Source organism: Allobosea sp. LC85, assembly GCF_000735605.1.
Taxonomy (GTDB): domain Bacteria; phylum Pseudomonadota; class Alphaproteobacteria; order Rhizobiales; family Beijerinckiaceae; genus Allobosea.
This window is the reverse complement of sequence record NZ_JPKG01000059.1, coordinates 253,022-265,983: the sequence shown is the minus strand read 5'-3', so window position 1 is coordinate 265,983 and position 12,962 is coordinate 253,022. Positions and strand designations below refer to the sequence as shown.

Below are 12,962 nucleotides of genomic sequence, written 5' to 3'. Positions count from 1 at the left end.
GGGGCCCGCTCGCGCCGGCCCCTCAGTTCCTTCGCCGTCCCTCGCATCGTGAGCCCAGCCATGGCCAAAACCCTTCGCCTCGCCGTCGTCGCCGATATCCATCACGGTGAGAACAGCTTCACCAAGAAGGGCAGCGAGGCCCTGCCGCTCATGGCCGAATTCCGCCGTTTCGTCGCGGAAGCCCGGCCCGACGCCGTCATCGATCTCGGCGACCGCATCTCCGATCGCGACCATGCGACCGACCTCCGGCTGGAGCAGGAGGTGGCGGACGCCTTCGCTGCCATCGCCGCACCGCGCTTTCACCTCTGCGGCAACCATGACCGCGATCATCTGACTGTCGTCGAAAACGAGGCGATCCTCGGCCAGCCGCTCGGCCATCGGACTGTCGATCTGGGCGATTGGCGCCTCGTGCTCTGGGCGGCGGATTCGAAAATCCACCGGCCGGGCGGCTTTGTGCTGACCGAGGCCGACCTGCTCTGGCTCGCCGCGACCGTCAACGCCGCCGACCGCCCGCTCGCGATCATGAGCCATGTCCCGCTTTCGGGCCACGCCCAGACCGGCAACTACTATTTCGAGCGCAATCCCGAATTCTCGACCTATCCCGGAGCTGAGCGGGCGCGCGCCGTGCTGCGCCAGGCCCGTGTTCCGGTCATCTGCCTCTCAGGGCATGTCCACTGGAACACCCTGACCACCGTCGACGGCATCCCGCATCTGACGCTGCAATCGCTGACCGAGAGCTTCACCACCATGCCGCGGCCGGCGGGCGCCTGGGGGTTGCTGGAGCTCAGCGAGAGGATCGTCTGGACGGTCTATGGCAACGACCCCTTCGTTGCGAAACTCGATGCCGCCGACACGCTTCGGCGCTGGATGACGCCGTTGCAGCCATTTTCAGAGCATCCGGAGCTACGCCATCGCCATCATTCGCTTGCAGCGGAGTGATCGCCTTGGAGATTGCGTGGAAGGGACAGACCAATCTCTCCCCACCACACTCAGACCTCGGCGGAAAGCAGCCCCGGACTAGACTGGACAACCTTCTTGGAAATGACGCCTAGCTCACCGCGTTGTTCTCGACGCGGATGCCGGTTGCCCGCTTGTCGGCAGCTTGCGTCAGGTCGCCCGTGACGATCTTGCCGTATTCGGTACCGAGGACGGCGCCGAGCTTCGCTTCCGCAATGACATTGTTGGCGATCAGGGCGTTGCGCTCCTTCGGGACCAGCGAGACCGAGATGCCGATCCCGGTCTTGCGGACGATGTTGCCGGTGGCCACCAGATTGCGCATGGCCCAGGACCAGCCGAGCGAGATGCCGACATCGCTGGCATTCTCCACGACATTGCCGGTCACGGTGGCTTCCGCCTCGACATGCACGCCCATGCCACCGACCGGCTCCTTGCCCTTCGGGGCGTAGCCCTTCTGAGCGTTGCGGATGATGTTGTTGGCGACGACAGCGAGCCGTCCGCCATGGTCGAGATTGGTGAGGCTCACGCCCATCGCACAATCCTCCAGCAGATTGCCGCTGATGATGGCGCCCTCGAAGGCGAATTCCGAATAGAGCGCGGTCTCGCCGCAGCGTTTGCCCTGGTTGCCGATGATCTGCACGGTTGAGCCGGAGTTGTTCCGGATGAAGGTCAGCGCGCAGTCGCGCAGGCTGTTGCTCTCGATGATGACACCGCCGGCGCGGAACAGGCTGATGCCGTTGCCGTTGGGGCCGTCACCGCCGGAATCGGAACGGATGCGGTTGATCCGGTTGCCGCGAATGAGCGACTGATCGTCCCCCGCCTGGCTGCGCCAGATCTGGATGCCGTTATTGCCGCAATCCTCGATCTGGTTGCCTTCGATCGAGAGCCCGCGCGAATCGAGCGAGAACAGCGCCGATTCGCGCATGTTGCGAAACCTGCTGGCCTGGATGCGCCCTGCCGTCCGGGTCAGGACCAGGCCGACCGAGCCCGCATTGGCGAGGTCGCAGTCATTCACGGTCAGTTCCAGGACCTCCTCGGCTGCCACAAGCCCGGCACGTTCGCTGGCGCGGATGTCGAGACCGTCGAAACTGAGCCCTGTCAGCGCCGCGCGCTTGATGCGGCGGGCGATGAGCAGCGGGCCTGCTTGCGCCGCGACGAGCTGTGTGGCGCCCGGAATGCCGACCAGCCGTGAGCCTTCGGGCAGGGCGACATTGGACACGCGATAGCGCCCCGGCGGCAGCAGCAAGGGCGCGCTGCGCTTGGCCGCTTCCGCGAGCGCATTCTGAAGCAGCCGCGACTGATCGTCGGCGGAGCCGGGGCGCAGTCCGAAATGAGTGGCCTCCAGCCCGAACTGGCCGAGTGCGCGCGATGGTTCGTTCCGCGCTGCCTGCTGCGCTGCGGCCGGAGCGGCGCACCCTCCTGTCCCAAAAAATGTCGCCGCCAGCAGGGAACGCCGAGAAATCGCCATGAGGGCCTCCAGGTCGCCGCAAGGGTACAAGCGGCGTGCCGGCCTGGTTGTGTCGTTCAGGCTCGCGCACCCGCCGGACAAGCCCGTCCGCCGATGGTCCAACCTCTTCGTGTTTGCGTCGGCTTTCCCGAAAACCGCAATCCACTTTTCGGGCCGATGCTGTAGCTCAAAGGCCGAGTGCCCGCGCGATTTCGTCGGCGGCCAGGGTCGGGTTGAGTTCACCTGCCCCGACGGCCGCTTCAAGCGCGGGAGTCCGGGCCTTGAGGGCAGGATCATGCCGGAGCCTGGCGCGCAGGCGGTCTTCGACCATGGCCCACATCCATTTGACGTCCTGCTGACGACGCTTCTCCTGGATCAGGTTCTTGGCATCCAGCCGCTGGCGATGATCCTCGACCTTCGCCCAGAGTGCGTCGAGGCCTTCACCCGTCAGCCCCGAGACCGTCACTACCGGAGTGGACCAGACGCTCGATGTCGGGGCGAGAATGTGCAGGGCCGCACGATATTGCGCGGCTGCCGCCTTCGCCGCCACGGCTCCGGCGCCATCCGCCTTGTTGACTGCAATCATGTCGGCGAGCTCGATGATACCCTTCTTGATGCCCTGCAATTCGTCGCCGGCATTGGGCAGCATCAGCACGAGAAAAAAATCGGTGAGATCGGCGACCGCGGTTTCTGATTGGCCGACCCCCACCGTCTCGACCAGGATGACGTCGAAGCCGGCAGCCTCACAGAGCAGCATCGTTTCACGCGTCTTGGCCGCGACGCCGCCGAGCGTGCCGGAAGAGGGAGAAGGGCGGATATAGGCATTGGGATCGACGGCAAGGCGAGCCATCCGCGTCTTGTCGCCGAGGATCGAACCGCCGGTCCGCGTCGAGGATGGGTCGACCGCCAGCACGGCGACCTTGTGACCCAGCCCTGTCAGGTAAGTGCCGAGTGCATCGATGGTCGTCGACTTGCCAACGCCGGGGACGCCGGTGATGCCGACCCGGATCGACTTTCCGGTATGCGGCAGCAATTGCTGGATCAGTGCATGGGCCTGCCTGCGATGATCGGCCCGGCGGGATTCCGCCAGTGTGATGGCACGCGCCAGGGCCGCCCGTTGACCGGAGAGAATTGCGTCGGCGAGGGTGGAGACATCAACCATGACAGGCACCTAGCAAGCCTTGGGCTCGGGCGACAAGCCACGAGTTCGGTCATCACTGTGTCATCCGCGTCTCTTGAACATCCGCTACGTCAATGAGCCGAAGATCGGTCATGATGCGTGCGGCGCTCCATTGTCGATCTTTCCGAGGTCTCGACCAGCGACAGTCTCAACCACGGCAAGTTCGCCGCCTCGCTCAAGGTCGTCCAGATGATCGGCAAGCGGCTGCAGGCGGACAGGGGTATCGCGATGCGCGGACCTCAATTCGGTGATCGCCTGGGCGATATCGCCGGTGGCGTGGTCGGCACCGTGGGCGGCACGCTGGAGTTCGTGGTCACGGCCCCGGCCGCGATTGTCCAGCAATAGGGCAGCTGTTGCGCCAGAGACACGCACGAGCCTTGCGCGAAGATTGCTGCAGGGTTGCCGCATTATGGCCGCGTTAGCTTGGCTTTAAGGCCGGGCTGGCCATTTCGGCCTGCCTTCCTGCAACACTGGAATTCTCGATCGACCATGTCCGCTGTGCGGCACGCCCCTTCCCGTCGCTTCGTTGCGCTTGCAGCGCTGCTTTCGCTCGCATTGTCGGCCTGCGCGCAGACCGAGGCCGCGATCTCGCCATTCTCCGAAACGGCTCACGCGGAGTCGTCCACGTTCGGCAGGGAGCCTGTGCTCCTGGTTGCGACCACGCGGAAGTCTCTCGGCGACCGCGAGCCGTTCTTCGGGCCGGATCGTGGTTCGGGCCTGAGTTTCGCCGAAGCGCGGCTCTCGCCTCCGGGACGCGGCGTTGTCGCTGCGACCGTCGGCAGCGACTGGCGCGTCGTTGGTGTCAGCAACCGGACGTCCACCAATGCCGCCCGCGCCTTCGCCGACGCTGCGACCGGGCGCGACGTGCTGCTCTACGTCCACGGCTATAACGAGACATTCGAATCCGCCGCCCGCAGCGCCGGGCAGCTTTCGCATGCGCTGAAATTCCAGGGGCGCACCGCGCTCTTCACCTGGCCTTCCGGCGGCAAGCTCTTCGATTACGGCTATGACCGCGAGAGCGCACTCTGGTCGCGCGAGGGCTTCGTCCAGGCCTTGCGCGCCCTCGTCGCCAACCCGACCGTGGGGCGCATCCACATCGTTGCGCACTCGATGGGCACCTTCCTGACGCTGGAAGGCCTGCGCGAGCTCCGGGACTCGTCGGACGTCTCCTCGCAGATTGGCTCGGTTGTTTTCGCATCGCCCGATATCGACATCGACGCATTCGAGCAGACGGTCTCCCGGCTGGGCCCGCTTGCCCAGCGCATGACCCTGATCATCGACCCGGGCGATAGGGCACTCGCAGTTTCCTCGCGTATCGCCGGTGGCGTGGCGCGAGCCGGCGCAGCCGAACGCTCGCGGCTCGAGGCTCTGGGCGTGCGTGTCGCCGACACTTCCGGCCGCGGCTGGAGCATGCTCAGGCACGATCTCTTCCTGACGGACAGCGAGGTCACGCAGGTGGTGCGGCGCGCCATGGACCGCACGGGCTCCTGACGCTTGCAGAACGGCTCGTCTTGGGGGCAGCATCGCGCTTGCCGTCAAGGAGACGCCGATGCCACGAGTATTGTTGCGTGCTGCTTGCCTGCTTGTGCTCATGCCTCTGGCCGGGCAGGCGCATGACCTGACGCCGTTCCAGGAACCCGGGCGCTCGCATGTCCTGCATGAGGACGTTTCGCCCGCCGGCACCGAGACCATCAACATCGAGACCTATGTGCCGCAGGCCTGTGCCGACACGCGCTGCCCGCTGGTGATCTCGCTGCACGGTCTGTTGCGCAATGCAGCCTCGGCGCGCGACAACTGGGTTGAAGCCGCAGACCGGCACGGCCTGATCATCGCCGCCCCGCATTTCGACAAGGAGCGCTTTCCGACGCGCCTTTACCAGCAGGGCGGAGTCCAGGGGGAGCCGGACCGGGCGAAATGGGTCTACTCCGTCATCGAGCGCTTCTATGATCGGGCATTGAAAAGCGGTCGCGTCACGGACACGGGCTATGTGCTGTTCGGCCATTCCGCCGGAGCGCAGTTCGTCCACCGCATGGCGCTCCTGGTGCCGGAGGCACGGTTTTCGACGGCGATCATCGCCAATGCCGGCTACTACACCTTGCCTGTCGGCAAGGAGGCGGCAGGCGGCTTCAGCTATCCCTACTCGCTCGATGGCACGCCGGCGACCGAGGCGAGCACGAAGGCCGCCTTCGCCAAACCGATGCTGATCATGCTGGGCGACCAGGACACCGATCCGAACCACTCCCAACTCAACAAATCCAAGGGCGCCGAGGCGCAAGGCCCCAGCCGCTTCGCGCGCGGACAGAATTTCACGCAAGTTGCGGCTGCAGAGGCGAAGCGTCTCGGTGTTGCCAGTCCATGGCGCGAGGGCGTCGTGCCGGGCGTTGGGCATGAGCAGGGGAAGATGGCCAATGCGGCGGCGCAGGCGCTGTTCGGCGGCAAATAGGGCTCAGAGCGGTGGTAGGCCGTTGCGCTTCTTGATGGTTGCCATGGCGAAATTGGACTCGACCGACTGGATGCATTTCAGCCGCGTGATCTTCTGCTTCAGGAAGCGCTCATAGCCCTCGATCCCGTCCGTCAGCACCCGCAACAGGTAATCCTGCGACCCGGTCATCAGGTAGCACTCGGCGACCTCGTTCCAGCTCTCTACCGCCTTCTCGAACTCGCTGATATGCTCCTGGGTCTGCTGGCTCAAGCGGATCGAGACAAAGACGCTGAAGGGCAGGCCGTAAGCCTTGGGATCGACGATCGCGGCATAGCCCTTGATCACGCCGGTCTCTTCCAGTCGTTTCAGCCGACGCAGGCAGGGCGTCGGTGACAGGCCGATCTTCTGCGACAGGTCCTGATTGGTGATGCGCCCGTCCTCCTGCAGCACGGCAAGCATACGGCGGTCGGTCGTATCGAGCATAAGATGCTCCTCGAATTCGGTATCTGAGCAGGAAGATGCGCAAACGGGATGTAATCCGGGCGGGATCATTCATGCAATGCCGCGCGGATCGGCCTAACCTGCTTTTCCGGAGCCGCAAGGTCGGCGCCCCTGACCGGCAGAGGAGAGCGCGATGAGCCAGGACAATTATCACAAGGACCGCATCGCCAACCGCAAGCTCCATCCCGAGACGCTGATGATGGGCTATGGCTACTCGCCGGCGATGTCGGAGGGCTCGCTCAAGCCGCCGGTCTTCCTGACCTCGACCTTTGTTTTTGAGAGCGCCCAGCAGGGCAAGGATTTCTTCGACCTCACCGCGGGGCGTCGCCAGCTCAAGCCCGGCGAGAAATCCGGTCTGGTCTACTCGCGCTTCAACCATCCGAACATGGAGATCCTCGAGGATCGCCTGGCGATCTGGGACGAGGCCGAACGCTGCGCCGTCTTCGCCAGCGGCATGGCGGCCATCGCGACGACCTGCTTCGCCTTCCTCCGCCCGGGCGACACAATCATCCACAGCCGGCCGCTCTATGGCGGAACCGAGACCCTGCTGAAGAACCAGATGGGCGCCTTCGGGGTGACGCCTTTCGGCTTCACCGACGGCGTCGATGTCGCGCAGATGCGTGCGACCGCCAAGGCTGCGGCCGCCAAGGGGCGCGTCGGGATGATCCTGGTCGAGACTCCGGCCAACCCGACCAATGGGCTGGTCGATCTCGCAGCCTGCGCGACGATCGCCGACGAACTCGAGAAGTCGCAGGGACATCGCCCGCCCGTCGTGGTCGACAACACCATGCTTGGCCCGAAATTCCAGAAGCCGCTGCAGCATGGCGCCGATCTCTCGCTGCTTTCGCTCACCAAATATGTCGGCGGCCATAGCGATCTCGTCGGCGGCTCGATCAGCGGCAAGGATGCGCTCGTCCGCCAGGTCAAGGGCTGGCGCTCGTCGCTCGGCACGCAGCTCGATCCGAATTCCTGCTGGATGCTGATGCGCTCGCTGGAGACGCTCGACATCCGCATGAGCCGCGCCAACGAGAACGCCCGACTTGTGGCGGAGTATCTCGCTGGCCATCCCAAGGTTGCCAAGCTGCATTACCTTGGCGATCTGAAGGACGGCGATCCGCGCAAGCCCGTCTTCGACAAGCAGTGCTCGGCGCCGGGCTCGACCTTCTCCTTCGACGTCAAGGGTGGCGAGAAGGAAGCATTCGCACTGCTCGACAATCTCCAGATCATGAAGCTCGCGGTCAGCCTTGGTGGCACGGAGACGCTTGTCTCGCATCCGGCCGCGATGACCCATTCGGGTGTCGCCCGCGAGCTGCGCGAGGAGATCGGGCTCACCGATGCGCTGATCCGCATCTCGGTCGGCATCGAGAATATCGAGGACCTGATCTCGGATCTGGCGCAGGCCTTCGAGGCGGTGTGAGCGGCAGCATCATGGCCGGTCTCGAGCCGGCCATCCCTGTTCGCGAGCTGCAGCGCGCCGTGCCTGGCCTGGCGCGCGCTATGAAGAGACGGCGCCTAGAAGCCCAATCTCCCCCAGCCCGGCAGCTTCAGTGCCGGCTGGCGGATGTCGAAGCCGGTGACGAGCCCTAGCAGGTTGATCTCGACGCCTTCGACCCAGGCCAGCGTGATGCCGGCAACTCCGAAGAGCGAGGCCTGGACGCCGGTGCGGCTCGGCGCCATGCCGACAAACAGGCCTTCATCGCGCCAGTCCTTCCCGATCGCGGTTGGCGGCAAGGCATGGGCGAGTTCGGGAATCTCGGCGAGCACATGTTGCACGAAGCTGTTCGAATTGGGGCCCGGCCAAGCGGAATAGCTGCCTGACGCGCTATAGGCATAGCTCTGCACGGCAGCACGAAGGCGCGGGATCAGCGCTTCCGCCGCGTCGCCTTTCACCTCCGTCACCAATTCCGGCACGTTGCCGAACCAGCGGCCATCGGCCTCACGATGGTTGACGCGCACGGGATTGCCCCAGCCGACGACATCGAAGCGCGTATAGGCGCGCGCGCCCGCCTCCTTGACCACCACCCAGGAATGATGCGCGAAGATCCCGCGCCAGCGTCCGACGCGGGCAGCGAAGACATGGATCGTCGCCTCGGGCACGGTTGCCGCGGCCGGCAGGAGCCTGGCGCTGGACCAGTCCGCCCGGCGCCAGTCGGCGGCGAGCGGCTGCCATTGCCACCAGGCCGCATGCGTGGCGACAGGCAGCAGGAAAAGGACGAGGAAAAGGGTCAGGACGCGGCGTAGATGGTGCATGACTGGACGATAGTGAGCCGGATTGTGGCATCGCAAGAAAAGACACTGCGACATGACTTCACGAAAAGGTGGTTGAGGCTTGGCAGCAAGCTGATAGCGTGCCGCGCGCCGGGTGGAGATTCACTCGCTAAGGAGGGGCAGATTGGGTTCATCGGTACGGGGGCTGAAGGGCCTTGCGACAGCCATCGCGCTTGGATGGGCGCTGGTTTCGGGAACGGCCGCTAGCGCGCAGGACAAGCAGCTGCGGATTTTCAACTGGTCGGACTATGTCGATCCGGAGGTGCTTGATGCCTTCAAGAAGGAAACCGGCATCACTGTCGTCTACGACACGTTCGACCAGATGGAGACGGTCGAGACAAAGTTGCTCGCAGGCAAGACCGGCTATGACCTGATCGTGGTCACGGCCTCGTTCCTGCCGCGCCATATCCCGCTCAATCTCTACAGGCCGATCGATGCAGCCGCCGTTCCGAACCTGAAGAACGCCTGGCTCGAGATCCAGCAGCGGCTCGCGAAATACGATCCCGGCAACACGTTCGCCGTGAACTACATGTGGGGCACGACCGGCATCGGCTACAATGTCGCCAAGATAAAGGAGCGGCTTGGCCCGGACGCGGTGATCGATTCCTGGCGCATCCTGTTCGAACCCGACCAGCTCAAGAAGCTCTCGAATTGCGGCGTGCATGTTCTCGATGCGGTCGAGGAAATGTTCCCGGCGGCGCTGCGCTATCTCGGCCTGAACCCGGATTCGAAGAACGAGGCGGATCTGAACAAGGCCGGCGAATTGCTGCGCAAGATCCGCCCGCATATCCAGAAGTTCCATTCCTCGGAATACATCAACGCGCTCGCCAATGGCGATATCTGCCTCGCGGTCGGCTATTCCGGCGACATCCTGCAGGCGAAGAAGCGGGCGGAAGAGGCCAAGAACAAGGTCGAGATCGCTTATTCCATTCCAAAGGAAGGCGCGCTGATGTGGTTCGACTCCTTCGTCATTCCGAAGGATGCCGCCAATCCGGATGCCGCGCTGAAGTTCATCGATTTCGTCAACCGGCCCGAGATGGCGGCGAAGAACTCGGACTTCATCCAGTATGCCAATGGCAACATCGCCTCGAAACCGCTGCTTTCGGCGGCGGTGCGCGACAATCCCGGCATCTATCCCTCGGAGGCCGTGATGAGCCGGCTCTACACGATCACCCCCTACGATCAGAAGAGCCAGAAGGTGGTCAACCGGCTCTGGACCCGCATCAAGACCGGTAAATGAACCCACGCGATGCCGGGGCTGGGGCTCCGCTCCGGGGGAAGCGCAAGGCTTCGCCCGGTAGCGTTCGCCGGGCCTTCCAGCCATGGAATGACCCCGCGGCGGAGCCGCTGGTCGTCTTCCGCAATGTCACCAAGCGCTTCGACACGGTGACGGCGGTCGACAACCTGTCGCTTGCGCTTTACCCGCGCGAATTCTTCGCGCTGCTCGGCGCGTCAGGCTGCGGCAAGACCACGCTGATGCGGATGCTGGCGGGGTTCGAGCAGCCGGATGCGGGCGAGATTCTGCTCGATGGTGTCGACATCACCGCCGTGCCGCCGCATCGTCGGCCGATCAACATGATGTTCCAGTCCTATGCGCTGTTTCCGCATCTCAGCGTCGGCGACAACATCGCCTATGGCCTGAGGCGGGAAGGGCTGCCGCGCGAGAGGATCGCGCGGCGCGTCGCGGAGATGCTGGCTCTGGTCAAGCTCGACGGGCTCGAGAAGCGCCGCCCGGACCAGCTCTCCGGCGGCCAGCGCCAGCGCGTCGCACTGGCACGCTCGCTCGCCAAGCGTCCGAAGCTCCTGCTGCTCGACGAGCCGATGGCGGCGCTTGATCGCAAGCTGCGCGAGTCGACGCAGTTCGAGCTGATGGATCTGCAGAGCGAACTCGGGCTCACCTTCATGGTCGTCACCCACGACCAGGACGAGGCGATGACCATGGCCGACCGCATGGCGGTGATGAACCATGGCCGGCTTGTCCAGATCGGCCCGCCCGATGAGATCTACGAGGCGCCGACCAGCCGCTACGTCGCCGAGTTCGTCGGGGACATCAACATTCTTGAAGGTCGGGTTGCGTCCGTCGCCGGCGAGATCGTTCGGGTCGAGACGGCGATGGCCGGCGCGGTCGAGCTCGACGAGGAGGCGGCTTCGCTTGCCATCGGTGAGGCGATCTTCGTTGGCCTCAGGCCCGAAAAGATCACGCTGAGCCATGACGAGCCAGCGCAGGTGGTCAACAAGGTCGCCGGCGAGATCTGGGATATCGGCTATCTCGGCGATTTCACCATGGTGCAGGTCATGGTCGGCGGCGATGACGGGCAGTTGCTCAAGGTTGCGCTGGCCAACCGCACCCGCCGAATCGAGCGCCCCTTTGCCTGGGAGGACCGCGTCTGGCTCTCCTGGGATGTCGAAGCCGGGCTGGTCCTGCCGCCATGAAGACGGGGAATGGTCCCGCGCATCGGCGCGGCCACCTCGTTGTGGCCGTGCCCTATCTCTGGCTGCTGCTGTTCTTCCTGGCGCCGTTCGCGATCGTCCTGCGCATGGCATTCTCGGATGCAGCGACCGATCTGCCGCCCTATGCGCCGCATTTCCAGGGCTTCTCCCAACTTGGCGAGTTCATCGCCGCGCTGGATCTCGAGAATTTCAGGCTCCTTGGCGACGACGCGCTCTATTGGCAGAGCTATCTGTATTCGCTGCGCATCGCCGCGCTGACGACGCTGATCGCGCTCGCGATCGGCTATCCCCTGGCCTATGCGATGGCGAGCGTGCCGAGGCGCTGGCAGGGCATGCTGCTGGTGCTGGTCATCCTGCCGTTCTGGACCTCCTTCCTGATCCGCGTCTACGCCTGGATCGGAATCCTGCGGCCCGAGGGGCTGCTCGACATCGTCCTAACCGGCATGGGAGTGACGAGCGAACCGCTGCGGCTGCTCAACACGGAAGCCGCCGTGCTGATCGGCATGGTCTATTCCTATCTGCCCTTCATGGTGCTGCCGCTCTTTGCGACGCTGCAGAAGCTCGATCGCTCGCTGCTGGAGGCTGCCGCCGATCTCGGTGCCCCCGCATTGACGGCCTTCGCGACGGTGACGCTGCCCCTGTCCATTCCCGGCATCCTGGCGGGTTCGGCGCTCGTCTTCATTCCGGCGGTCGGCGAGTTCGTCATTCCCGATCTGCTCGGCGGCCCCGATACGGTGATGATCGGCAAGGTGCTCTGGAGCGAATTCTTCTCGAACCGCGACTGGCCGCTTGCCTCCGCCGTCGCGGTGGTCCTGCTGTTCGTGCTGGTCGCGCCGCTCGCTCTGCTGCAGCGGGCGCGGCTGGCGCGGGGAGGGGTGGCATGAAGCGGCTCGGCCCCGGCTTGATCATGGCGCTGGTGGCGGGGTTCGCCTTCCTTTACCTGCCGATCCTCGCGCTCATCGCCTATTCCTTCAACGCCTCCCGGCTGGTCACGGTCTGGGGCGGGTTCTCGACGCATTGGTATGGCGCGCTGATGGCGAACGAGCCGCTGCTCGATGCGGCCTGGCTCAGCATCCGCCTGGCCTTCGTCTCGGCGACGGCTGCGACGGTGCTCGGGACGCTGGCCGCGCTGGCGCTCGCACGCCATGGCGCATTTCGCGGACGCACCCTGTTCTCGGGCATGGTGCTGGCGCCGCTGGTGATGCCGGAGGTGATCACCGGTCTGTCGCTGCTGCTGCTCTTCGTTTCGGCGCAGGTGGAGCGCGGCTTCTGGACCGTCACCATCGCCCACGCCACCTTCAGCCTCGGCTTCGCCTGCATCGTCGTGCAGTCGCGGCTCGCCGGCTTCGACCGCTCGCTGGAGGAAGCGGCGCGCGATCTCGGTGCCACGCCTGTCATCACCTTCTGGACCGTGACCCTGCCGCTGATCTGGCCGGCCGTTGCCGCCGCCTGGATGCTCGCCTTCACGCTGTCGCTCGACGATCTCGTGATCGCGAGCTTCACGACCGGTCCAGGCGCGACGACCCTGCCGATGCGGCTTTATTCCGCGGTCAGGCTGGGCGTCTCTCCTGAAATCAACGCGGCCTGCACGATCATGATCGGCGCCGTCGCGCTCGTCGTCATCGCGGCCTCGCTGCTCCTCAAGCGCGATCAACTGGCCGGCGCTTGAACGGCTGGTGAATGGCTCCCTCAAGGGCCGTTCAGCCGGAACCTGCGAATGTCGGTGTCAGGCAAGG

General features: G+C 65.0%; 13 protein-coding genes. 9 read left to right on the top strand and 4 right to left on the bottom strand.

Annotation, left to right across the window (positions count from 1 at the left end; translation table 11 throughout):
* Window positions 1-60: 60 nt before the first annotated feature.
* On the top strand, window positions 61-939 hold the full coding sequence (locus FG93_RS27695) for a metallophosphoesterase (protein WP_043241200.1): 879 nt from the start codon (window positions 61-63) through the stop codon (window positions 937-939).
* 109 nt (window positions 940-1,048) lie between these two features.
* Here the strand turns inward: FG93_RS27695 and FG93_RS27690 are convergent, their stop codons facing one another.
* Both FG93_RS27690 and meaB read right to left on the bottom strand, forming a co-directional pair.
* Entirely contained in the window at window positions 1,049-2,425 is a 1,377-nt protein-coding gene (locus FG93_RS27690; protein ID WP_043241197.1) for a TIGR03808 family TAT-translocated repetitive protein, read from the bottom strand.
* A 166-nt stretch (window positions 2,426-2,591) separates the two neighbouring features.
* A complete protein-coding gene (meaB, locus tag FG93_RS27685) occupies window positions 2,592-3,566 on the bottom strand; it encodes a methylmalonyl Co-A mutase-associated GTPase MeaB (protein WP_043241195.1) in 975 nt (324 codons plus the stop codon).
* Between the two features lie 117 nt (window positions 3,567-3,683).
* Between meaB and FG93_RS27680 the strand changes: the two genes are divergently transcribed.
* From FG93_RS27680 to FG93_RS27670, 3 genes are all read left to right on the top strand, one after another.
* Window positions 3,684-3,929 carry a hypothetical protein gene (locus tag FG93_RS27680; RefSeq protein ID WP_043241190.1) on the top strand — a complete coding sequence of 82 codons (246 nt, stop codon included), beginning with the start codon at window positions 3,684-3,686 and terminating at the stop codon, window positions 3,927-3,929.
* A gap of 144 nt (window positions 3,930-4,073) precedes the next feature.
* Complete coding sequence (locus tag FG93_RS27675; protein WP_043241187.1) at window positions 4,074-5,075, top strand: alpha/beta hydrolase; 1,002 nt, start codon at window positions 4,074-4,076, stop codon at window positions 5,073-5,075.
* A 58-nt stretch (window positions 5,076-5,133) separates the two neighbouring features.
* Complete coding sequence (locus tag FG93_RS27670) at window positions 5,134-6,027, top strand: hypothetical protein (RefSeq protein ID WP_152579667.1); 894 nt, start codon at window positions 5,134-5,136, stop codon at window positions 6,025-6,027.
* Between the two features lie 3 nt (window positions 6,028-6,030).
* Here the strand turns inward: FG93_RS27670 and FG93_RS27665 are convergent, their stop codons facing one another.
* A complete protein-coding gene (locus tag FG93_RS27665) occupies window positions 6,031-6,489 on the bottom strand; it encodes an Lrp/AsnC family transcriptional regulator (protein ID WP_043241181.1) in 459 nt (152 codons plus the stop codon).
* 151 nt (window positions 6,490-6,640) lie between these two features.
* Between FG93_RS27665 and FG93_RS27660 the strand changes: the two genes are divergently transcribed.
* Entirely contained in the window at window positions 6,641-7,924 is a 1,284-nt protein-coding gene (locus tag FG93_RS27660) for a cystathionine gamma-synthase family protein (protein WP_043241178.1), read from the top strand.
* 95 nt (window positions 7,925-8,019) lie between these two features.
* Here the strand turns inward: FG93_RS27660 and FG93_RS27655 are convergent, their stop codons facing one another.
* Window positions 8,020-8,757, bottom strand: coding sequence for a DUF3750 domain-containing protein (locus tag FG93_RS27655; RefSeq protein ID WP_043241175.1), 738 nt, complete (start codon window positions 8,755-8,757; stop codon window positions 8,020-8,022).
* 142 nt (window positions 8,758-8,899) lie between these two features.
* Between FG93_RS27655 and FG93_RS27650 the strand changes: the two genes are divergently transcribed.
* Genes FG93_RS27650 through FG93_RS27635 form a run of 4 tightly spaced genes read left to right on the top strand, consistent with a single transcriptional unit; the run spans window position 8,900 to window position 12,895 of the window.
* The gene (locus tag FG93_RS27650; RefSeq protein WP_052514287.1) at window positions 8,900-10,015 is read left to right on the top strand and encodes a polyamine ABC transporter substrate-binding protein; all 1,116 of its coding nucleotides are present in this window, start codon (window positions 8,900-8,902) and stop codon (window positions 10,013-10,015) included.
* A complete protein-coding gene (locus FG93_RS27645) occupies window positions 10,012-11,208 on the top strand; it encodes an ABC transporter ATP-binding protein (protein WP_052514286.1) in 1,197 nt (398 codons plus the stop codon). The genes FG93_RS27650 and FG93_RS27645 overlap by 4 nt, the downstream gene beginning before the upstream one ends.
* Window positions 11,205-12,110: an ABC transporter permease gene (locus FG93_RS27640; RefSeq protein ID WP_052514285.1), complete on the top strand. Its 906-nt coding sequence runs from the start codon at window positions 11,205-11,207 to the stop codon at window positions 12,108-12,110. Before FG93_RS27645 ends, FG93_RS27640 begins: the two co-directional genes overlap by 4 nt.
* Window positions 12,107-12,895 (top strand): ABC transporter permease, encoded by a 789-nt coding sequence (locus FG93_RS27635; protein WP_043241173.1) that lies wholly within the window; start codon window positions 12,107-12,109, stop codon window positions 12,893-12,895. The genes FG93_RS27640 and FG93_RS27635 overlap by 4 nt, the downstream gene beginning before the upstream one ends.
* Window positions 12,896-12,962 lie beyond the last annotated feature (67 nt).

Coding starts and splice junctions, on each gene's coding strand:
- FG93_RS27695 (WP_043241200.1), top strand. CDS start 61: ATGGCCAAAACCCTTCGCCTCGCCGTCGTCGCCGATATCCATCACGGT.
- FG93_RS27690 (WP_043241197.1), bottom strand. CDS start 2,425: ATGGCGATTTCTCGGCGTTCCCTGCTGGCGGCGACATTTTTTGGGACA.
- meaB (WP_043241195.1), bottom strand. CDS start 3,566: ATGGTTGATGTCTCCACCCTCGCCGACGCAATTCTCTCCGGTCAACGG.
- FG93_RS27675 (WP_043241187.1), top strand. CDS start 4,074: ATGTCCGCTGTGCGGCACGCCCCTTCCCGTCGCTTCGTTGCGCTTGCA.
- FG93_RS27670 (WP_152579667.1), top strand. CDS start 5,134: ATGCCACGAGTATTGTTGCGTGCTGCTTGCCTGCTTGTGCTCATGCCT.
- FG93_RS27665 (WP_043241181.1), bottom strand. CDS start 6,489: ATGCTCGATACGACCGACCGCCGTATGCTTGCCGTGCTGCAGGAGGAC.
- FG93_RS27660 (WP_043241178.1), top strand. CDS start 6,641: ATGAGCCAGGACAATTATCACAAGGACCGCATCGCCAACCGCAAGCTC.
- FG93_RS27655 (WP_043241175.1), bottom strand. CDS start 8,757: ATGCACCATCTACGCCGCGTCCTGACCCTTTTCCTCGTCCTTTTCCTG.
- FG93_RS27645 (WP_052514286.1), top strand. CDS start 10,012: ATGAACCCACGCGATGCCGGGGCTGGGGCTCCGCTCCGGGGGAAGCGC.
- FG93_RS27640 (WP_052514285.1), top strand. CDS start 11,205: ATGAAGACGGGGAATGGTCCCGCGCATCGGCGCGGCCACCTCGTTGTG.
- FG93_RS27635 (WP_043241173.1), top strand. CDS start 12,107: ATGAAGCGGCTCGGCCCCGGCTTGATCATGGCGCTGGTGGCGGGGTTC.